At 61.9% G+C, this 20,463-nt stretch carries 15 protein-coding genes; 7 read left to right on the top strand and 8 right to left on the bottom strand.

Annotated elements, in window-relative coordinates:
• Positions 1-259 precede the first annotated feature (259 nt).
• From PCO31110_RS19700 to PCO31110_RS19685, 4 genes are all read right to left on the bottom strand, one after another.
• The gene (locus PCO31110_RS19700; RefSeq protein ID WP_150691206.1) at positions 260-1,252 is read right to left on the bottom strand and encodes an FAD:protein FMN transferase; all 993 of its coding nucleotides are present in this window, start codon (positions 1,250-1,252) and stop codon (positions 260-262) included.
• Positions 1,233-3,443: a PepSY domain-containing protein gene (locus PCO31110_RS19695; RefSeq protein ID WP_150691205.1), complete on the bottom strand. Its 2,211-nt coding sequence runs from the start codon at positions 3,441-3,443 to the stop codon at positions 1,233-1,235. The genes PCO31110_RS19700 and PCO31110_RS19695 overlap by 20 nt, the downstream gene beginning before the upstream one ends.
• 25 nt (positions 3,444-3,468) lie before the next feature.
• Positions 3,469-3,936, bottom strand: a complete 468-nt coding sequence (locus PCO31110_RS19690) for a DUF2271 domain-containing protein (protein WP_010805934.1) — start codon at positions 3,934-3,936, stop codon at positions 3,469-3,471.
• Positions 3,937-4,048: 112 nt separating this feature from the next.
• A complete protein-coding gene (locus tag PCO31110_RS19685; RefSeq protein ID WP_150691204.1) occupies positions 4,049-4,474 on the bottom strand; it encodes a PepSY domain-containing protein in 426 nt (141 codons plus the stop codon).
• Positions 4,475-4,608: 134 nt separating this feature from the next.
• Here PCO31110_RS19685 and PCO31110_RS19680 point away from each other — a divergent pair, with 134 nt between their 5' ends.
• On the top strand, positions 4,609-5,268 hold the full coding sequence (locus PCO31110_RS19680; RefSeq protein WP_010805932.1) for a response regulator: 660 nt from the start codon (positions 4,609-4,611) through the stop codon (positions 5,266-5,268).
• Between the two features lie 2 nt (positions 5,269-5,270).
• Entirely contained in the window at positions 5,271-6,641 is a 1,371-nt protein-coding gene (locus PCO31110_RS19675) for a sensor histidine kinase (protein WP_150691203.1), read from the top strand.
• Positions 6,642-6,825: 184 nt separating this feature from the next.
• On the opposite strand, the gene PCO31110_RS25745 is transcribed toward PCO31110_RS19675, so the two are convergent.
• Together PCO31110_RS25745 and PCO31110_RS19665 are read right to left on the bottom strand one after the other, a co-directional pair.
• Positions 6,826-7,962 (bottom strand): hypothetical protein, encoded by a 1,137-nt coding sequence (locus tag PCO31110_RS25745; protein ID WP_010805930.1) that lies wholly within the window; start codon positions 7,960-7,962, stop codon positions 6,826-6,828.
• A gap of 73 nt (positions 7,963-8,035) precedes the next feature.
• A complete protein-coding gene (locus PCO31110_RS19665) occupies positions 8,036-9,451 on the bottom strand; it encodes a surface lipoprotein assembly modifier (protein ID WP_150691202.1) in 1,416 nt (471 codons plus the stop codon).
• A 564-nt stretch (positions 9,452-10,015) separates the two neighbouring features.
• Here PCO31110_RS19665 and PCO31110_RS19660 point away from each other — a divergent pair.
• Entirely contained in the window at positions 10,016-12,256 is a 2,241-nt protein-coding gene (locus PCO31110_RS19660; protein ID WP_010805928.1) for an NADP-dependent isocitrate dehydrogenase, read from the top strand.
• 155 nt (positions 12,257-12,411) lie between these two features.
• On the opposite strand, the gene PCO31110_RS19655 is transcribed toward PCO31110_RS19660, so the two are convergent.
• Positions 12,412-13,722, bottom strand: coding sequence for an MFS transporter (locus PCO31110_RS19655; RefSeq protein ID WP_150691201.1), 1,311 nt, complete (start codon positions 13,720-13,722; stop codon positions 12,412-12,414).
• Positions 13,723-14,360: 638 nt separating this feature from the next.
• Here PCO31110_RS19655 and PCO31110_RS19650 point away from each other — a divergent pair.
• Positions 14,361-15,260: a PhzF family phenazine biosynthesis protein gene (locus tag PCO31110_RS19650; protein ID WP_150691200.1), complete on the top strand. Its 900-nt coding sequence runs from the start codon at positions 14,361-14,363 to the stop codon at positions 15,258-15,260.
• Positions 15,261-15,388: 128 nt separating this feature from the next.
• Here PCO31110_RS19650 and PCO31110_RS19645 read toward each other — a convergent pair whose 3' ends face one another.
• The gene (locus PCO31110_RS19645; RefSeq protein WP_051126306.1) at positions 15,389-15,994 is read right to left on the bottom strand and encodes a TetR/AcrR family transcriptional regulator; all 606 of its coding nucleotides are present in this window, start codon (positions 15,992-15,994) and stop codon (positions 15,389-15,391) included.
• A 202-nt stretch (positions 15,995-16,196) separates the two neighbouring features.
• Here PCO31110_RS19645 and PCO31110_RS19640 point away from each other — a divergent pair, with 202 nt between their 5' ends.
• The 3 genes from PCO31110_RS19640 to PCO31110_RS19630 all read left to right on the top strand — a co-directional run bounded on the left by PCO31110_RS19640 (position 16,197) and on the right by PCO31110_RS19630 (position 20,374).
• Positions 16,197-17,036, top strand: a complete 840-nt coding sequence (locus PCO31110_RS19640; RefSeq protein ID WP_150691199.1) for a metal-dependent hydrolase — start codon at positions 16,197-16,199, stop codon at positions 17,034-17,036.
• 913 nt (positions 17,037-17,949) lie between these two features.
• Positions 17,950-18,990 (top strand): porin, encoded by a 1,041-nt coding sequence (locus PCO31110_RS19635; protein ID WP_150691198.1) that lies wholly within the window; start codon positions 17,950-17,952, stop codon positions 18,988-18,990.
• 91 nt (positions 18,991-19,081) lie between these two features.
• Positions 19,082-20,374 carry an NCS2 family permease gene (locus PCO31110_RS19630; RefSeq protein WP_010805923.1) on the top strand — a complete coding sequence of 431 codons (1,293 nt, stop codon included), beginning with the start codon at positions 19,082-19,084 and terminating at the stop codon, positions 20,372-20,374.
• Positions 20,375-20,463 lie beyond the last annotated feature (89 nt).

The following is a 20,463-nucleotide window of genomic DNA, read 5'->3' as shown; positions in this document are numbered from 1 at the left end:
CGCAACACGGGGCGTCGTTCAAAAGATGCGGAGACTTCTGGCGAGCCTTCGTCCGAAGGAAAGATTACCCCGCGCAAAGTCGGACATTCGACATCGGGGCATCACCGGCCACAGCATCAATCATTCTGCCTACGCATCGGCCTGCTTCATGCAGCATTGCCCAAAGAGCCCCCTCACTTCGCAGCGGCTCCCGGGCTGTGCGGAAAACGAGGCATCACGATCGATGCCCTGCCCTTCCTGTCGGCAAACGTATTTGCCTTTAATCTGCCTGCTGCTCGTTGGCAAAACAGCCAGTCCCGATCATGCGCAGCGCTCCGCCGTCGCGCACGACGAAGAGTGCGTCGAGGCGCCGGCGCTGGGCATAATCTCGCCCTGCATCCACGCCTAGCACCAACAAGGCTGTCGCGTAAGCGTCCGCGTCCGCGCATGTCGGTGCAATGACCGTCACCGACGCAACGGAACTGCACAGTGGCGCACCGGTTCTGGGATCCATTGTGTGCGAGACACGCACACCGTCGATGTCGGCCCAGTGACGGTAGTCGCCGGACGTCGCAATGGCGGCATTGCTTAGTTCGATCACACTCATTGCGGTATGCCGCTCGTCATCCGGGGCTTCAAGCGCAATCGCCCACAGCGACCCATCCGGCTTGCTTCCGCAAGCGCGCATTTCACCGTCGATGCCAACAAGCCATGAGCCGATCCCGTGCTCGTTCAACACGCGTGCCAGTTCGTCGACGCCGAATCCCTTTGCAATGCCACACAGATCCAACGCAACCGGTCCACGCTTGCGTACCCGGCACTGTTGCACATCCACGTCGATCAGATCGCTCACAGACGAACATGGGCTCGCTCGCGACGTCTCCACCGCGCCTGGATGACGTGCACGCTGCTCGCCCGATGGCCCAAAACCCCACATACCAACAAGGTCACCGACGCCGATGTTGAAGGCGTTGTGCGTATCACGGCCAATCTCCAGCGCACGTGCGAGCAAAACCGCAAGACTTCTGGATACCGGCACCCAGCAGTCCAGCTCGGCACGATTCAGCCGCGACAGGTCGGAGCTTTCCTTCCAGTTCGACATCTGCTCGTCAACCGCGCCAACCGCCGCCGCAAGCCGCGCCGCCAGTTCCTTTTCATCCGTCGTCGGCGACGCATGGAAGGCCGCAGTGTAGCGGGTTCCCATCGTCGCGCCGCTAAGGCGCCAGAGCTTAAGTTGCGCGTCTGGCAACGCTTCAATAGACATCTTCGACATAGCGCCCCTGCGCTCTCAATTGTTCGACGGACAAGCCGGTATCCATCAAAATACGTTCCCACGCCTGCGCGACACCTTCCGCCATCCTGCGGCCGCCGCACACCATGATTTGCGCGCCGTGCGCAACCAGCGTGCGCAGGCTCTGCGCATCGGCGACAAGGCGCTCCTGCACATAGCTCCGGCTTCCGGAACGTGAGAAGGCAGTCGTGAGCGCCCGCAGTCGCCGGTCGGCTACCAGATGCTTGAGTTCGTCGCGATACAGGAAGCCATCGTCAGCGTCGCGCGCACCGAAATACAGGTGCATCGGACGACGAACCGCGTTGTGCCGGATGAACCCGATCAGTGGACCGATCCCAGTACCGGCCCCGATCAGGATCACCGGAGCACTTCCAGCCCCCGGCCGAAAACACGCGTGCGGCCGCATGAATGCCTCAATCGTTTCGCCGGGCCGCAGGTCCGTGAGATACCCGGAACACACGCCGTTCGGGTGACGCCGCACGCAGATCTCGACCAGGCCGTCCGCCGCCGCGCTCGCGAGCGAGTAGTACCGGGGCGAGGTGGCGCCCGGCGGCACGACGCCGAGCAGATCCCCCGTCTCGAACCGAGGCAGCCGCCGCCGTAGCAGGAGGGCCCAGGATCTTGCCCGCTCGGCAGGCATGAAGCGCAGCACCGAAGTCATGTCCTCTTTATCGGCACCGTAGTCGTCTCGTGAGACGAGCTTGAGCGGTATCGTGGGAGGCAGCAATGGCGTGTAGCGAATATCGAGCGACACGCCGAGCCTTTCGGCGAGCCCCGTGCACCACTGCCGGAATTCGGGTTCAGACTGCCGGTCAACCGTGCCCGGATCGGTCAGTGCGTCTAGCCCCTTGGCCGTCAGCGCGTCATGAACCGTTCGCGCATACCCGCAAAAATGAGGAAACTGACGGTCGCCGAAGCCCAACACCCCGAACGCCACCCCGCCAGGGATCGTCAGACGCTCGAGCTTCGGCAGGAATCGTGCAGCGCTCTCCGGTGCATCGCCGTCACCATGGGTCGCAGTCAGGACCAGCAGATACCGCAGGCCGCGGTAGTCGGCTGCAAGATCGTTCATCGGCGCAACATGCACGCGAAAGCCAGCCCGGGTCAGTGCTGCATGCAGTGCCGAAGCAAAGCCCCACGTGCTATTGCCCTCCGTACCCACTAGCAACACCGTATCTGCGTCGCGTGCCGGCACGTTGCAGGCGAGCTTCGGCATGCCCCGTCGACGACGCAGCCACAGCAACAGGCCGGTGGTGGCCAACAACGGCACCGATGCCGACGATGCGCCGAGGATCAGCCCGAGCCACCATAGACCTTCGCCCGTGTGCAGCATGCGGACCATCCCGTGCAAACGTTGCCAGGCGTCGACCGGCTGAAAGGCAAGCCATCTGCCTGACGATGGATCGACATAACCGGCGCCATCCGTCGTATTCACTTCGATGACGCTGCTCGGGTCGGCCGCGTTGGCAAACGTCAACTGACGCAGCCTGGAGACGTCGATTGCCAGTGCAGACAACTGCCGCAGTGGCATCGGGGACGGGGTGATTGCCGAAACGCTGAGGCTGGGCTCCTGCGCGCCGCCTTCCGGGATCACGCCGAACGTCGTCAACGACATGACCACCCCGGTCATCGCCGACAGCGTGAGCCCGGCAAGCACGGCTCGCGCAGTCTCGTTATGCAGTCGCTGCAACCCGTCACCCCGGATCGGGGCCAAAATATGCGTCCACCCGCCCATCCGGCGTGCGAGCAAAACAAGCCCAGACAACACCGCGAACAGCATGAAGGCGGCAGTCGCGCCTGTTGCTATCCGGCCAGCGTCGCCGAGAAAGAGCTTGCGGTGGAGGTTCTTCAGCCAACGCTCGACAGGCGATGGGCGATAGTCGCCGACAGCCTTGCCGGTCACGGGATCAATGATCGATGCACGCTGTTCGCCGCCAACATGGTAGTACGCGATGATCTCCCCTGACGGTCGGCGCATGAGCGTTTCGACGCCGGGCACCGAGGTGCTCACGCGGCTGGCGAGCGTTGCCACGCTCAACGGCGCCAGGTCTGGGCGGACGGCACTTGCGTGCTCAAGTGCCGGATTTACTGACAACACCGCGCCTGTCAAGGCGACGATCGTCATCAGCAATGCAGCGATGAGACCGGGGATTGAATGGAGCTTGCGTAACATCGGGCACCTCCTCGCCTGCCCCTGGCTACAGGGAATAGCGGAACGACTTCACATAGCCGCTCCCCTTGACCGTCTTGTTTGCGCCCGAGGTGGTCAACGGCACGACGACCTCGGATGGGTACTCCTTCATGTCCTCGACCGCGGTGTCGATGTGGACCTCATATCCGGCGTCGAGCAGCGTGTCGGAAAGATCCAGCGTCGCACGCAGCGTCTTGCCTGCGCCGACGCTGGCGCCCGTAATGCCGTCCACCTTTGCGGTGCCGCCTGTGGCGCGATACCAGTCGCGCAGGTGTCGGTAGTACTTGGCTTTCCGCCCCGCCACCCACAGCGTGCCCTGATACCGTCCGGTGCGATCGGTGACATACATGGCAACGTAAGCGCCATCTCCCCCATAGTTCGACAGTTGCGTTTCGAACGAAACCTGACGCGCGGATGCAAGTGAAGGAGCAGCAAGCGCACCGGCAAGCACGGCAATCGGGAATGCGTGTTTCATCTGGATTCTCCTGATTTAGGCAAAAGGGGGGCATCGCACCCATCGCATTGGCCTGCCGCTGCTTCAGCAGGGCCAACGCCGATGAGGTACGCGGTGCATCGGCGATAAAGGGTCAGCGGATCTGGACCCGGGGCTTCGTGCCGGGCTTCAGCAAACCTTCGGAGGGTGCGTCAGCCGGTGGCTTGCCAGAATTCGCATCCGGCAGGCGTCCGCGTGCTCCGTCGTGGTCGTCGTCTTCACGCTTCATGCGGACGACATCGAGGGTGACAGGATCAAGTTTTGCCTTGAAACGCCGGCCATCGGCATCACGCCCCTTGACCTCGTAGCAACCGTCGTCGATCCTGAGCCTGTCGATCTGCCACCCCTTTTGCTGCGCCATCGTCCGGACGGCATCACGCGGCTTCCAGGCGTTGACCGGGGCCTCGCAATCGTCGCTGTCGTGCGCCTGTGCGGGATAGTGGATGCCGACAGCGCCGACAAGGACAAACATCGTGAGCACCAGGCGTCTGGCTATTCGCAGGTGTTTCATAACTAACATCTCCCGTTCCCATCCTTAGACGCCACAATGCACCCCAAACCTGAAGCCAAGCTTGCGGACACAGGAAATTTCCGTCATGTTCGCGACAGGTTCGCATGGCAAAGTCACGCGAGACACCCATCAGGGAGATCTTAATGAGAGTCCTTCTCATCGAGGATGAGCCTTGGCTCGGGGAGGCCGTTCGCGACCAGATCGAGAAAGACGGACATCCGACCGACTTCGTCACCAACCTCGCCGAAGCACGCCGACACCTCGCGGCCGCCAACTACGATCTGGTCCTGCTCGATCTGCTGCTTCCCGATGGCAGGGGGCTCGACTTCCTGCGACAGCTTCGTGCGAGTGGATCGACCGTGCCCGTCATCATCCTGACAGCGCTCGACCAGGTGTCGAATCGTATCGACGGCCTGAACGCCGGCGCGGATGACTATCTCGTCAAACCATTCGACCTGTCCGAGCTTTCCGCGCGGGTGAGCGCGGTGTCGCGCCGGTATTCGGGCAATCCGAATCCCCTGGTCAATCTCGGCGAACTGCGTATCGATACGGCGGGACGCAGCGTGATGCGGGGTGCCGCGCGCATCGACCTGACCGCCAGTGAATGGGCGCTTCTCGAAGCCCTGATCCGGCATCCGGGGATGATCGTATCAAGGAGCCGGCTGGAGGATCGCCTTTATTCCTTCAACGAGGAAATTGGCAGCAACGCCATCGAGGTACATATGAGCCGGCTGCGCAAGAAGCTCGGTGCCGATGTCATCGAGACCTTGCGTGGGCTCGGCTATCGGCTGAAACTGGACTGACCATGCTGCGCAGCCTGCAAAGTCGACTGGCGGCAGCACTGGTTGCAGGGCTCGCGGTGCTATCGCTCGCGGCTGCGGCCGCTTCATTCTACGTGCTGCGCCACGAAGTCGATCAGATGTCGGACAGTGCGTTGCAGGAAACGGCGCAGCGCCTGTTGCCGCTCGCCATCATGGATATCGTCGGGCGCGATTCGGATGGCGATGACGATGGCAGCCGCCGTATCGCAGCCGTTCGCCCGCACGACGAATTGCTGACCTACGCGGTTCGCGATGACAGTGGCAAGCTCCTGCTGCAATCGCACGACGCCGATCTCGCCATCTTCCCGCCTGACCTGAAAGCAGGTTTCACTTCCACGGCGTCGCACCGGATTTACGCCGAACCGGGCTTGCAGGGCACGATCTCCCTGATGATCGCCGAGCCGCTCGCCACGCGCCGGCATGCAGTGATTGAGGCCGCGCTCGCGGTCGCCAGGGTCCTCATCCTGTTTCTGCCGGTCGGCCTGTGCGGCATCTGGCTGATTGTCCGCACCGGGCTACGGCCAATCCGGCGCTTCTGCGACAGCATCGCTGCACGCGGCCAGAACGACCTGACCCCACTCGAAAAGAAGGAACTGCCGACGGAGGTCGCGCCGGTCGCCGACGCGGTCAACGACCTGATGGCTCGCCTGGACCGCGCGCTGGCTGCGGAGCGCAGCTTCACTGCCAATAGCGCGCACGAGTTGCGCACGCCAATTGCCGCAGCCCTCGCGCAGACGCAGCGCCTCATGGCCGAAATGCCTTCCGCCGCCACGCGGGAACGCGTACAGCATGTCGAGAGAGCCCTGCACACTTTGTCGCGGGTCAGCGAAAGGCTCATGCAACTCGCGAAGGCCGAAAATGGACGCGTGCTCGGGGACGCGCCGCAGGATCTGCGCCCGGTGCTGGAGCTTGTCGTCGAGGATTTTCGGCGCGTTGCATCGGCGCAGCCGATCCAGCTCGACGTGCCCGACCAGCCCGTACCGTCGTGGATCGATCCGGACGCATTCGCCATCGTCGTGCGCAATCTGGTTGAAAATGCACTCAAACACGGTGCGCCCGGGAAACCGGTGGAGATTGTGCTGTCGGTCGCCGGTACGCTCAGGGTAAGGAATCAAGGACCCGTGCTGCCGGACGATGAACTTGAGCGCCTGACGAAACCGTTCGAGCGCGGCGCGACTACCGCCACAGGCAGCGGGCTTGGTCTGGCGATCGTCGACGCGATTGTCCGCGGCGCAGGTTCGGTCCTTACGCTGCGCTCACCGGTTCCGGGCTGGCAGGACGGCCTGCAGGTGAGCATCGATGGTCTGCCGCTGGCGTCCGCGAAGCCGGTGCGCGAGAAGACCGGTTCAGCGTAATCAGTCGAGATGGCGTGACGGGTTGTCTTGAGACGATCGGCGAACCTGGGCTGGCACTCTCAAGCCCTTGTTTTAATACTGACTTCTGCCGGTCGGGACCAATTTTTCATAGGCGAACAGACAGCATATCCAGCGGTGCAACGGTTTCAGACGCACCGCACGCCTCTATCGCCTCACCCCATCATCAGCGCTTGAACCCCGCTGCACCGATCACTCGCGTCTCCGGTCCCGTCAGCGAATAAACGATCCCCGCGTTGTTCGCCGCCGCGCCCGTGAGCATGCCCTGCGTCGAAAACGTGCAGGCGCTGCCCGCGCACGCGCCACCAGTCACGTTCTGTGTCATGGTGGTGAACGTACCCCGTGCGCCATCCGGGCCGACTCTCGTGATCCCCGATCCCGTCACGTAGGTCTGTCCGGGCATCGCAATATTCAAATTAGGCGTGACGTTGTACTGCCCATTCTGAAACGCAATGCTGAGCGCCCCCGATAGCGTGCCAACCGCGCCCGTCGTCATGTCGACAGCTTTCGTTGCGCCGGCGAGCGCGTAGGTCATCGTGCCCGACACCGGCAGATTGGCATCCAGCGTCGGGCGCCCCACGAGGTATGGCATGCCTGAGCGCCACGTCGACAGATCGAACGCCACGTTGTGATCGGACACACTCCCCGACGTCCATCTCCCCCAACCGAGGTCGTCGAGCTTGCCGACCTCAATCGCCGTCAACGTCGAATTCACGGCGAACGGCATGGTCGATCCCGTGAAGTTGGTCAGCCAGTTCAACACATTGAACGTCGCCGTTCCCGAGCCAAGATTACCAAGACCGTCCGAGCCCCAGTTCATCAGGTAATAGCCCGAACCACTTGCCAGCACGCTGGGCAGCGCGGCCGGCGGTATCACGACAGGGGGAATGACTGCCGTCACGACATTAGGCGGCGGATCCCGAAAAACGGACGGCGGCGTGAACGTCAGCCCAGGATTCACGGGCATGAAGACCGGCGGCGTGGCGAGCTGCGGCGTGAAGCCGAACTGTCCCGCAACGAACTGCTGCGTGCCACCAGGATTCGTCACGTTGATCAAGCCGTCCAGCACCTGAACATAAAGCCCCGGATTCAGTTGTGTGAAACTACCACCGGCGCCGCTAGGCACAGTACTCCCCGGTGCCGAGGGTTGCGCGAAGCGGCCGAAATCCGGGATCGCGGTCTGAGCGGCGGCTGGCGAAATCCCGGCCACCATCAAGCACGGCATTGCACTCAGAAGTGCCGCCACACGCCGGAAGGCGTCGCGAGACACCCCCCGGGTCAGTATCGGTTTGCGCAACGTCATTTTTCGCTCCATATCAGGACGGCAAGGCAACATATCGAAGTCGGAAACAGACCGGGCACGCACCCGCGAAGTGTCAGCGGAAGTCATAACGCGCCACAACTTCATAAACGCTGCGGTGATAGTCATACAGCGTCAGACTGGAACGGTTGCGAGTGAAGCTGTATTGCGGTGTGACTGAAAATGCCTTCGTCACGAAATACGAATAGCCCGCTCGCACATCTAGCTGGCGGTCGCGGCGCTCGACGAGAAACATGCTGTCGAGCGTGTCGTAGTTGCGCCGCTCGAAGCTCACGTTCGCAAACAGCACCTGATTAGGCATCGCATGCCATTCGCCACCGAAGCGTCCGCCCCACAGGTGATTGCCGAACGCCGCAGCATTGTTGTCCTTGGGACTCTCACGTCCCGCATACATCGACGCAAACACCACCGGCTCGCCATACACCGACGTGAATCCCTTGACGATGGAGGCGCCGCCCAACGCGCGGTTCACATCGCGCGCGTCTGTTCCCATATAGCGCAGCGGCGTGTACTGCGCGAACGCCGCAGCCTGAAGGCTGTCACCCAGATCTCGCGTCCACTGCGCCGTGAAACCGTTCAGATTGCGATAGCTCTCCGCGTCCAGCCACATGTGCTGATTGGCATATTGCAGGCCGAAGTTGTTTGCACCGGATAGCCAGTTCGCCCCAAGCTGGAACATATAGCTGCCCTGATCGAACCCCCGGGCGTTGCCGCCATATCGGCGAATATCAATGTCGGCACCGCCCGACACCACGAGGTTCTCCGTCACGGCATGACGCACCGACAACCCACCGCTCACATCGCCAAAATTCGCGGGCGTGCCGCGGGCGCTGCCGTCGAGAACGAACACCAGACCGCCGAGCGACGGAATGGCAATCGACGAGTTGGTCGTCGCGTTGTTGGCGTTGGTGTCGCGTCCGAAATTGCCTTGCACGTATCCCGACCACGCGGTGCGCACGCCCGCCGGCGCATTGATCGCGTTCAGATAAGCCTGAATGACGGGGCGCACCCCTTCCGGCACATCGCCTGCGGCCACGCTCTCGAATTCGCGCCGCGCATTCTCGCGTTGCCCCAGCAGGAAATAGGTTCTGGCAAGCTCGAGATGCGTGGGCCCGTCATCGGGACGCGCCGCAGCACTGCGCTTCAACGCTCGTTCGGCAACCTCGAGATGACGGCTATCCGCCGCAGCGATGCCAAGCAGATAGTCATACGCCGAATCCCCGGCCAGACGATCCTCCAGCGGAGCGAGCACCGCGTAGGCCGCATCGGGCGACTTCGCCTGCATCAATGCGCGCGCCTGTTGAAGCGCCTGATCTTTTGCATCGGGCGAATCTGACGAATTTGACGAGCCTGGCTGAGCAAAGGAACGAGCGTCGACTACAGCGCCTTCGGAAGCGTATGCCCCGCCGGCGAGAACAACGGAAAACGCCGCCGCAACGAACGCGCGCCAGCGAAACGATAGAACGGACATGCCAAGAATCCCCGATACGACGAGACTCCGGCCGCACCGGTAGCCTCTTGCTGGTCTATTTATTGGTTTTACTTTGTACAGCCGAATCTCACTGTCGCGCGCCTACCTGTTTTCATTGCAGCAACGGCAGTGAACGCGCGGCGTCCCAGGGCCGGTGCGTGAGCGCCATTAAAGCGCAACGATATAGGCATGGCAAGCGGGGAATCCGGAGGCACGTCCACGGCATTCGCTCAGGGTTCGCCCAGTGAACTCGACTTCGGCGCACCCTTTTCAATAGATTATTTCTATGAAAATATTAAATTAATTAACATTTATCTTCCCATCGTCCCCCATCAACACACCCCCTGATCCACGCCTCGCCGCACGTTGCGGGATTTTGCACGAAGTTATGGGGCCTACAGAGGCAGTCTTATATAAGACCCAAGCATTCACATTACGAAAAGGCATTTCAGTTTTGCCCCCGACCCGTGTCACAATCGGGGAAATTTGTCATGGCTAGCGGACTGGCATCTCAGTCAGCGGCGTTCCCCCACCTTTCCCTGCTTCTTGAATCCGAGACCAGCGATGAGTACGCAGCAACCCAGCATCATCTACACCCTGACCGACGAAGCACCGCTTCTGGCCACCAGTTCCTTCCTCCCGATCATTCGTACGTTCACGGCACCGGCGGGCGTGTCGGTCGAGACGAGCGACATTTCGGTCTCGGCCCGTATCCTCGGCGAGTTCCCCGAATTCCTGACGGAAGAACAGCGCGTGCCGGATAACCTCGCCGAGCTGGGCCGTCTGACGCAAGAACCGGACACGAACATCATCAAGCTGCCGAACATCAGCGCATCGGTGTTCCAGCTCCAGAGCGCCGTGAAGGAACTGCAATCGAAGGGCTACAAGATCCCGGACTATCCGGAAGATCCGAAGACCGACGAAGACAAGGCTATTCAGAAGCGCTACTCGAAGTGCCTCGGCTCGGCCGTGAACCCGGTGCTGCGCGAAGGCAACTCGGATCGTCGCGCCCCGCTCGCCGTCAAGAACTACGCCAGAAAGCACCCGCACAGCATGGGCGAGTGGAGCATGGCTTCGCGCACGCACGTTGCGCACATGAAGCATGGCGACTTCTACCACGGCGAAAAGTCGATGACGCTCGACCGCGCCCGCGACGTCAAGATGGAACTCGTCACCAAGAGCGGCAAGACGATCGTTCTGAAGCCGAAGGTCTCGCTGCTCGACGGCGAAATCATCGACAGCATGTTCATGAGCAAGAAGGCGCTGTGCGACTTCTACGAAGAGCAGATGGAAGACGCGCGCAAGACCGGCGTGATGTTCTCGCTGCACGTGAAGGCCACCATGATGAAGGTCTCGCACCCGATCGTGTTCGGTCACGCCGTGAAGATCTTCTATAAGGAAGCCTTCGAAAAGCACGGCAAGCTGTTCGACGAACTGGGCGTGAACGTCAACAACGGTCTCGTGAACCTGTACGAGAAGATCGAAGCGCTGCCCAGCTCGCAGCGAGAAGAGATCATCCGCGATCTGCACGCCTGCCACGAGCACCGTCCGGAACTGGCGATGGTCGACTCGGCCAAGGGCATCTCGAACCTGCACGCACCGAACGACGTGATCGTCGATGCCTCGATGCCCGCCATGATCCGCATCGGCGGCAAGATGTGGGGCGCCGACGGCCGTCCGAAGGACACGAAGGCCGTGATCCCGGAAAGCACGTTCGCCCGCATTTATCAGGAAATCATCAACTTCTGCAAGACGAACGGCAACTTCGACCCGACCACGATGGGTACGGTGCCGAACGTGGGCCTGATGGCTCAGAAGGCAGAAGAGTACGGCTCGCACGACAAGACGTTCGAAATTGCCGAAGACGGTGTGGCGAACATCGTCGACATCGCCACGGGCGAAGTGCTGCTCTCGCAGAACGTGGAAGCCGGCGACATCTGGCGTATGTGCCAGGTCAAGGACGCACCGATCCGTGACTGGGTGAAGCTCGCCGTGAACCGCGTGCGCAACTCGGGCATGCCGGCCGTGTTCTGGCTCGACCCGTACCGTCCGCACGAAGCCGAACTGATCAAGAAGGTCGAGACGTACCTGAAGGATTACGACACCAACGGCCTCGACATCCAGATCATGTCGCAAGTGCGCGCCATGCGTTACACGCTCGAGCGCGTGATCCGCGGGCTGGACACCATCTCGGTGACCGGCAACATTCTGCGCGATTACCTGACCGACCTGTTCCCGATCATGGAACTCGGCACCAGCGCCAAGATGCTGTCGATCGTGCCGCTCATGGCCGGTGGCGGCATGTACGAAACGGGTGCCGGTGGCTCGGCACCGAAGCATGTGAAGCAGTTGGTGGAAGAGAACCACCTGCGCTGGGATTCGCTGGGTGAATTCCTGGCATTGGCCGTCTCGCTGGAAGACCTGGGCATCAAGACGGGCAACCAACGCGCCAAGATCCTCGCCAAGACGCTGGACGCCGCTACCGGCAAGCTGCTCGACAACAACAAGAGTCCGTCGCCGAAGACCGGCGAGCTGGACAACCGCGGCAGCCAGTTCTATCTGGCAATGTACTGGGCGCAGGAGCTGGCCGAGCAGAAGGACGACGCCGAACTGGCCAAGGCCTTCACCTCGCTCGCCAAGCAACTGACCGAGAACGAGAAGACCATCGCGAGCGAATTCGCCAGCGTGCAGGGCAAGCCGACGGACATCGGCGGCTACTACAAGCCGGACTTCGAGAAGCTCGATCAGGTCATGCGTCCGAGCAAGACGTTCAACGCGGCACTGGAAAGCGCCACGAAGGCGTAAGACGGGAAAGCATGCGATGCGGGCGGTCTGTGAGGACCGCCCGGGAACACCGCAGCATCCAACAAAAAAGCTGGCCTAGGCCAGCTTTTTTGTTGACTTCACGCAGGTGGTGCGAAAGCGGGCGATGCCGCCCTTCGCCCCACCGGATCAATGCGTTAGCGATTGACCTGTTCCTTCGATTGCGTGAGTGCGAGCACAGCGCCGATGGCCAGTGCCGCCGATACGCAGTACATGCCCGCGTTGGTGCTGTGCGTCACGTCCTTGAGCCAGCCGATGACGAAGGGGCTCACGAAGCCGGCGAGGTTGCCGATCGAGTTGATCATGCCGATAGCTGCGGCCGCTGAGCCGCCGACAAGGAGCGCGCTCGGGTAGGTCCAGAACACCGGCATCGTGGCAAGCATGCCCGCCGTGCCGACCGAGAGTGCAACCATCGCGAGCGGCACATTGTTGCCCCAGACGGTGCTCAGGTACAAGCCCACGGCACCGGCGAACGACACCACGGCAAAATGCCAACGACGCTCACGCGTGCGGTCCGAGCTACGTGCGACACCCATCATGCTGAGCACGGCACAGGCGTACGGAATGGCGGTGAGCAGGCCGACGTCGAGTGCGCTTTTCACGCCGCTGGCCTTGATCAGCGTCGGCAGGTAGAAGCCGATGCCGTAGAGCCCCATCATGCAGCAGAAGTAGATCACGGCCATCAGCCACACGCGACCGTTCGCGAACACTGATGTGACCGAATGCTGAACCTTGCCCGCACTGTCTTGCGCAATGTTGTGCTCGAGAACCGCCTTTTCGTCTTCCGTCAGCCAGGACGCGGCACGAATGCCGTTCGGCAGATACATCAGCGTCACGACACCGAGAATCACCGACGGAATGGCTTCGATGAAGAACAGCCACTGCCATGCGGACCAGCCGCCCACGCCATTGAACGCGGCGAGAATCCAGCCCGAGAGCGGCCCGCCGAACACGCCCGCAATGGGAATGCCGATCATGAATAGCGCGTTCATCCGGCCACGGCGTTGCGCCGGAAACCAGTAGGTCAGATACAGCACGATGCCGGGGAAGAAGCCTGCCTCGGCCACGCCGAGGAAGAAGCGCACGACATAGAACTGCGTCGGTGTCTTCACGAACAGCGTGGCGGCCGAGAGGACTGCCCACGAGATCATGATGCGCGCGATCCAGCGGCGCGCACCGACCTTATGCATGATGATGTTGCTCGGCACCTCGAAGAAGAAGTAACCGATGAAGAAGATGCCGGCGCCCAGACCGTAGATGGTCTCGCTGAACTGAAGGTCGTTCAGCATTTGCAACTTGGCAAAGCCGACGTTCACGCGGTCGAGATAGGCCGCGACGTAACACAGGAAAAGGAAAGGCAACAAACGCCAGGTCGCTTTTGCATAGGCTTGCGCCTCGATCTCGCGCGTATGCGCGCTGGGTTTGACTCCGCTAGCGATAGTACTCATGGTCTCCACTTCGAACCTTGGCTGCTCATTTATCTGTTCATGCAGCCAGAATCACGACTGCAACGCTGCCCCCGGACCACTCGCACTGATCACGCCGCCTTACCCACTCGACTGCTCTGAAAGACCTCACGGTTCTCGCCATAAGAGAACCGATCGCGCGAAGTCCGGACGCATTGTCTCCGGACGTCGCCCCCGGCCAGCGGGCCGTTGGGCGACGTTTCTCACCCTGCCATCCCCTTTCGTCATTGGGAGGCCGACGGGATTGTAAACCATAGGACACCGCTCCATTTCGAACGCTTGCCCGGCCATTGGCCACATGCCGAAACCGCGTACGCCGAAAATGTCGTGTTGACACGACGTTTATCGCGAGCTGACACAATGCGGCGTTGCGATCGATGTCAGCGTCGCAATGCCGCGCAGCGCGGTGCGTCCGGAGGCTGACATGCGTATGCCGATAAGGACGTGTCTGAAAAGCCATCGAAAATTCGTCACATCGCCACCTGACAGCCAGGCGGCTTGGCGCGTAACCTAGACGTTTTCGGGAGGCATCACGCGGTGCACTGCAATGCCCGTCGCGAGATGGAGCGAGACGTCGTGCAAGGCCTCCCGCCGAGACATTTTCCGAGTCACCTATCGCCATGACGTCACCCACTGCTCTTTCTCTCCCCACGCCGGCGACGGTCTCGTTGGTGAGTGTGTTTCCCGCTGCCGAGAACGGTGGCAATCCGGCGCCCATCGTGCTCGATGCGGATGCCATGACCGCAGACGACATGCGTGCCGTGGCTGCGCACTATGGCCACGAGAGCGCGTTCGTGATGGCTCCAGAACACGCGGGCAATGCCTGGCGTTTTCGATTCTTTGTACCGAATCACGAGATGGAGATGTGTGGACACGCGACGCTGGGGGCGTTGTGGGTGTTGCGTCGCGCCGGGCGATGGGATGGCAGCCCCGTCACGATTGAGACGCTCAGCGGACGGGTCGAAGGCCGCCTCGCGTCGGATGGCGAGCATATCGAAGTGAGCCAGCCGGCCGGGCGCACCGAACCGGTCATCGATGCCAGCGCCATCGCCGCCATTTGCGCGGCGCTGCGAATCTCACCTGACGACATCGCGCTCGAAGGTATCTGTAACGCCGCGACCAGCCGCGTGAAGACGCTGGTGCCGCTACGCAGCGTCGAACAGTTACAGGCGTTGGCACCCGACTTTACGACGATGCTCGCCACATGCGACGCCATCGGGTCCACCGGCCTGTACCCGTGTGCCCGGGAAGACGTTGGCAACGGACGTGCGTTACCGGTACTGCAAGCGCGTCAGTTCCCGCGCGCTTCCGGCTATCCGGAAGATGCGGCGACCGGCATAGCGGCCGCCGCCCTGCTCTACGGTGCGCGCCGCTACGGCTGGCTCGCGCCCGGCGAGCGTGGCGTCGTCGTGCGCCAGGGGGTGGCAATGGGGCATCCCTCCGCCATCACCGTCACGTTGCGCGATCCGCTCGATGCTGCCGTCGGCTGCTGGATCAGCGGCGACGTGCACGCCATGTAACGACGACCGGTACACCGCACAGGAACACGGTACCGGCCCGGCTGGCGAGAAGACGCCATGACGTGCCGACGGACGTCGAACGTCGAACGAACGACCGCGACGGGAAGCACCGGCCGGCGCTTTGAGCCTTAGCCGTCTGCGCGCAGCAGCCCCCAACATAACCGGTAGAGTTCGTCTTCAAACTCGGGCGTGCCGAGCAACGGGGAGTCTTCAAGCGCGGCGGAGCGCAGCGTGCCCATGACGGCGCGTGTGAGCACGAAGATGGTGGCGGCGGTGGGCGGACGCATCTCTGGGGCGTCGCGCCGCGACATGGCGACGGCGATATGTTCGGCTGCCTCGCGCATGGCTTGCATGATGTTCTCGTGATGATCGAGTTGCCACGCCATCTTGATGAGCGAGCGCTTCACGCGCCCGCCCGCGCCGAACGCTTCGATGAGCACCCGAAGCCGCTCACGGATCACACGCTCGGGGTCGGCGCCTTCTTCGGCGGCTCGGGCAATACGTTCATTGAGTTCGTCCATCACGCGGCGACGTTCACGCGCGATCATCGCCAGCAGAATCGCTTCTTTGGTCGGGAAGTACTGGTAAAGCGTGCCGATAGAGAAGCCGGCCTTCCGAGCGATACGATTGGTGGTGAGCGCGGCCTCGCCTTCTTCGTCCAGAACCTGAGCAGTGGCCTCGAAAATCGTCTCGACGGTGTGTTGCGCGCGTGCCTGCATCGGCCGCTTTCTCATGGTTGACGGGGCGTTCGGGGTAACGGGCGGCTTGGGTGTGAACATGTTGAAAAACCTGAGCGGGAAGCGAGTTGCGGCAAGACGCCTGAAAAATGAATAATGCTCACATTCAAGACAAAACTCAAGTGACGGCGACAAGGCGAGCCTTCCGCACTCAGCGAGTGCCGCAAATTCGCCAATATCGCCGGAGAGCCGAGACACCATGAGCAACGACATTTCCGCCCTGACCGTACGCAAGCTGACTGTCGACCTCGCCAGTGGCTTCGACCGTCATTGGCATAGCGGCGACGCGTACCGCACGATGTACTACAACGCGCTGTCGATGAGCTTCCCGGTTGGCGAGCAGTCGTTCATCGATTCGGTGCGCGACACGATGGACCATCTGCCCGACGATGCCCGCTACGACAAGTTACGTGCCGACATCGCGCAGTTCATCGGACAAGAGGCGACACATCGTCATCTGCATGGCCAGTACAACGCGCAGTTGGCCAGGCAGGGGCTGGTCAATCACTGGGAAAACTGGGCGACGGCCCGCATTCAATGGGCTCGCCGCCGCAAGCTCTCGCCGATGTATATGCTCGCCGTGACGGCTGCATACGAGCACTGCACGGCCGTGTTCGGCGATGGCGCACTTCGTTACGACCGCTGGCTCGCGAAGGCAGCGCCGAAGATGCGCCTGATGTGGCAATGGCATGCGGCCGAAGAAACCGAGCACAAGGCCGTCGCGTTCGATCTGTATCGCACACTCGGGGGCAGCGAGCGTCAGCGCATCCTGACCTATCTCTATGTGCTGTTCATGTTCGCGCTGGAAAGCCATGCGCAGACGATCAATAACCTCTGGCACGACGGCACGCTCTTCAAGCCGCGTACCTGGTGGGGATTCACCACGATGTTCTTCGGCCAGGACGGCATCGTCTGGCGCAGCACCGGGCCAATGCTCAAGTACCTCGCGCCCTCGTTTCATCCGAACCGTCACGGAGATCCGAAGCTCGCTGAAAACTGGCTTGAGGCCCATAGCGCCAGTTGGCGCGCCGTTCGTTGATTTGCTTTGCCGGTTGCTGACGGCTGACCTGCGCTTCCCTCAGCGGTCGGCCGCCGGGCCGGTACCCGTTTTCGTCGCTCCACGAAATTCGCTTTGGAAAACGGGTACCGGCCCGACGGCACGAAACACGCCCTCGCATCGTCGCAACCCATCCCCCTCCCCGCCTCGCTTCCCCCACCACCCCCATCTTCACGACGACACCGTCTTCTCATGCGCCAAGGGCCTCGCCGCCCGTCCCCACGTGCTTCGCAACTGCTGGGGCCCGAGCAGCGAGGCCCTCGACATCACACCGGTGCCTCCTCCACCCAGTCCGCAACGGCCGTGGCTACCGACAAGGTTGCAACACACTCGGTAACGTGGGCGTGTCGCGTATTTCACGACGACACCTGCAAACCGGGGGCGAAGAAGTTCTTTGGGGATAACGAGGCTCTCGACGATCGGGCCCCAGCAGTTGCGAAGCACGTGGGGACGGTCGGCGAGAGCCTGGGCGCATGAGAAGACGGTGTCGTCGTGACGGTAAGGCGAACGACTGCGCAAGCGCGTGCGCCGGGGGAGGTCGCGTCGAATCGATGGCATGGAGATGGCCGTCGGCGGGGTCCCCGTTTTCCAAAGCGAATTTCGTGGAGCGACGAAAACGGGGACCCCGCCGATGGCAGACCGCAGCCGTGTGCAAGGGGCAAACCACCGGCGTTAACCCGAGAATTGTGCCGTCAACAACGGAATACCGAGTATCAAAGCCAGGTGATATGTCATATGAGGCAACTTGATAATAATAATCACGCCTCAAAGCAACACCGATACCCTCGCGAAGCGAAGTCAGTGTGTCAATGACTCAGGCGTGCCCCCTTGCACTCTTCGGTGAAAAGAGAAGTTCAGAGGCACGCACAAACTAAAACGAGACGGAGACACATTCATGAGCAAGGCAGCAGATTGGCTGCGAGGCGCGCTCGCCCTCGCGGTCTGTAGCGCAGCGGGCGTCGCCCACGCACAATCCAACGTATCGCTCTACGGTCAGGTCGACGCCTGGGTCGGGGCCGCCAAGGCACCGGGCGGTGAGCGCGCGTGGACGCAAGGCGGTGGCGGAATGTCCACTTCTTACTGGGGCATGAAGGGTTCTGAGGATCTAGGCGACGGTCTCAAGGCGATCTTCACGCTGGAGGATTTCTTCTTGCCGCAGAGCGGACGCTATGGCCGCTTCACCGGCGACAGTTTCTTCTCGCGCAACGCCTATGTCGGACTGCAATCGAACTCGCTCGGCACGGTGACGATGGGGCGTCTCACCACGTCCTATTTCGTCTCGACGATTCTGTTTAACCCGTTCGTGGACTCGTATACGTTTAGCCCGATGGTCTATCACACGTTCCTCGGCCTCGCGGGTCAGGGGATCGTCGGTGATTCGGGGTGGAGCAACGCGGTGATGTATGCCACGCCGGATTACAAGGGGCTCGGCGCCAGCTTCTCGTACGCCTTTGGCAACAAGGCCGGTGAAATGGGCCAGAACAAGTGGAGCGCCGCCGCGATGTATTTCCATGGCCCGCTCGCGGCCACCCTCGCCTATCAACAGGTGAAGTTCGATTCAACGCCCGACGATCAAGCGGGTATCACCGGCTTTCGCAATCAGCAGGCCCTGCAAGCCGGTCTGACTTACGACTTTCAGGCGGTCAAGCTCTACGGTCAGTATCAGTACATCAAGAACACGATTACCGGCGGCAACCTGACGTCGAAGGGCGCTCAGTTGGGCGTGTCGGTGCCGCTCGGCGGAGGCAGCGTGATGGCTTCGTTCGCCTATACGAAGAATTCGGGTATGAACGACACGAGCCGAAGCACCTGGGCGCTCGGCTACGATTACCACCTCTCCAAGCGTACGGATCTCTATGTGGCCTACCTGAACGACAAGGTGTCCGGGCTCGAAGCGGGGAATACTTTTGGGATGGGCATGCGCACCAAGTTCTGACAAACTCGGCTGCACGGGTTCGCTCGCAGTACAATGCGCGCGCCCCCGCTGCACACGGACAACGGCATAACAAAGTGACAAGGAGAGCACGTTGCTGACTAAATTCTTCAAGCTCAAGGAGCATGGCTCCAATGTACGGACAGAAATGGTGGCAGGTCTCACGACCTTCCTCACCATGTCGTACATCATTTTCGTCAACCCCAACATCCTCGGCACGACCGGCATGGACAAGAGCGCCGTGTTTGTGGCGACCTGTCTTGCGGCCGCCATCGGCTCGGTGGTGATGGCGTTCGTCGCGAACTACCCGATCGGCATGGCGCCGGGCATGGGGCTGAACGCCTTCTTCGCCTTCACGGTCGTCGGCGCAATGGGCTACACGTGGCAACAAGCGCTGGGCGCGGTGTTTATCTCAGGGTGTTTGTTCATCATCCTGACAGTAACAGGCATACGCTCATGGCTGATTGCCGGGGTGCCCAAATCGTTGCGATGTGCGATTGCGGCCGGTATCGGGCTGTTCCTCGCGATCATCGCGCTCGGTAACGCCGGCGTGGTCGTGGCGAACCCGGCGACGAAAATCGGTCTGGGCGATCTCCACTCGCCGCAAGCGCTGCTCGCGATCTTCGGCTTCTTCCTGATTGCCGTGCTCGACGCCCTGCGCGTACGTGGCGCCATCCTGATCGGCATTCTGGCCGTGACGGTTCTCTCGATGGTCCTGGGCCTGAACCAGTTCCAGGGTGTCTTCGCCATGCCGCCGAGCCTGGCCCCGACGTTCCTCCAACTCGACATTCCAGGCGCACTGCACGCAGGCTTCGTTCACGTGATTCTCGCGTTCGTGCTGGTGGAAGTGTTCGACGCCACCGGCACGCTGATGGGCGTGGCAAAGCGCGCCGGTCTGCTCGAAGGTACGCATTACAAGGGCCTTGGCCGCGCGCTCTTCGCCGACTCGATCGCAATTTTCATCGGCTCGCTGCTGGGTACGAGCAGCACGACTGCCTACGTGGAAAGCGCCTCGGGCGTTCAAGCCGGCGGCCGCACGGGCCTCACCGCCCTCACGATTGCCGCACTCTTCATCCTCGCACTGTTCATCGCTCCGCTGGCCGGTTCGGTACCCGCCTACGCAGCCGCCCCGGCGCTGCTGTATGTCGCAGGTCTGATGCTGCGCGAACTGCTCGACGTGGAGTGGGACGACATCACGGAAGCCACCCCGGCCGCATTGACCGCACTGGCAATGCCGTTCACCTACTCGATCGCCACGGGTCTGGCATTCGGCTTCATCTCGTATGCCGTACTCAAGCTGTTCACGGGCCGCGCGAAACAAGTTCACCCGGCCGCCTGGGTGATCGCCGTCCTGTTCGTGCTGAAGTACACGTTCTTCCCGGGTTGATCGATTCGACATCCCCATGACAAAACGGCCCGCCGGAGGATTCCCCCGGCGGGCCGTTTTGCATTGCGATGCGATGCTGCGGCTCGCAG

The organism is Pandoraea communis, from assembly GCF_902459745.1.
In the GTDB taxonomy this organism is placed as follows: Bacteria; Pseudomonadota; Gammaproteobacteria; order Burkholderiales; family Burkholderiaceae; genus Pandoraea; species Pandoraea communis.
This window is presented reverse-complemented; position numbering and strand designations above follow the sequence as displayed.